Genomic DNA, 1,221 nt, shown 5'->3' on the forward strand with positions numbered 1-1,221 from the left:
TCCACTTAAAACTTCATATTTTCCTACATAGAGGCCTTTTTGTGCTGTCCGCACAATCTGGAGCAGTTCAATTGTTGTATGCCTTTCTTAATAGTTTAATATGAATTGGACTATCAGTCAAATAAATAAAACCTATAGTCTTTTTTCTAAAATCTCAGTATGATACAATAACAATATAGATTTATCTTCATAGTAGGGGGACTTTATTATGTTTATAAATGCGCAGAAAAAATTAGCCAATACAATGCTATATCACTACACAACACCAGAGGGACTGCTTGGTATTCTTCAGGAAGAAGAGGTTAATTTACATTTTACGAAGTTCACTGCATTAAATGACAAGATGGAAGGAAAGGTTCTTCAAAAAAGATTTTTAGATATTTTTGAAAGGTTATATCATGACGGAAAAATTGGAAAAAGTGAACTTGAAAAACTAGAAGATTGTATAAGATTTGATATGGGAAGCTTTAGATATTTTATAAATGGTAAATTGGTAGAATTTAACCTAGAGGATACTTTTGTTTGCAGTTTTTCTAAGGCACAAGATTCTTTGCCAATGTGGAATTACTATGTGAAAAATGGTAGTTATCAAGGGTATAATATTGGTTTCAAAAATCCATATATTTGTTCGAGGCTTTCCGATGAAAGATTAATTTATGATGTTTTTCGGTTACGTCCAATTATTTATTCTGAAAAACAACTTGAAGAATTTTTAAGAAAGTATGTTGATACCATAGATTGGACAACAGAAGATTTTCAGAGATGTTTAATGCAAATTCTTTGTAATGGTGTATTAGAGCATAAGATGGAATGTTTTTCCCATGAGCAAGAAGTTAGAATGATTTATACGGCGAGTAAAGAGGAGAAGAAAGAAATTAAGTATAAAGTTAAGAATGGTGTTTTAGTTCCGTATTTAGAGCGTTTGTTTGATAAGGCAACTATCCAGGAAATCACGGTAGGACCATTGATTGAACAAGATCTGGCGGTTAAGAATTTAAGAGAATTTTTGGAGCAGAGAGGCTATTCTGATGTAGACATCAAAGTTTCCGAAATCCCAATTCGATACTAAACTTAGAGATGAAAGGAAGTATGTTTTCTTATAAAATAAGAAAACATACTTCCTTTTGATGGCAGTGTGAAACTTTTTCTGTAAATATGTAATTGAAGAGGTTCTTCTATGGTAAAATTTAAATCATAGGAGGACCTTTTATTATGGCAAAA

The 1,221-nt window shown here is 31.3% G+C and carries 1 protein-coding gene; it reads left to right on the plus strand.

Features of this window, described 5'->3' with window-relative positions; all coding sequences use genetic code 11:
• Nucleotides 1-208: 208 nt before the first annotated feature.
• Nucleotides 209-1,069, plus strand: coding sequence for a DUF2971 domain-containing protein (locus BUB35_RS18340; RefSeq protein ID WP_072854074.1), 861 nt, complete (start codon nt 209-211; stop codon nt 1,067-1,069).
• Nucleotides 1,070-1,221 lie beyond the last annotated feature (152 nt).

Origin of the sequence: Anaerotignum lactatifermentans DSM 14214, assembly GCF_900142265.1 — a bacterium.
Lineage (GTDB): Bacteria > Bacillota > Clostridia > Lachnospirales > Anaerotignaceae > Anaerotignum > Anaerotignum lactatifermentans.

Coding starts and splice junctions, on each gene's coding strand:
- BUB35_RS18340 (WP_072854074.1), top strand. CDS start 209: ATGTTTATAAATGCGCAGAAAAAATTAGCCAATACAATGCTATATCAC.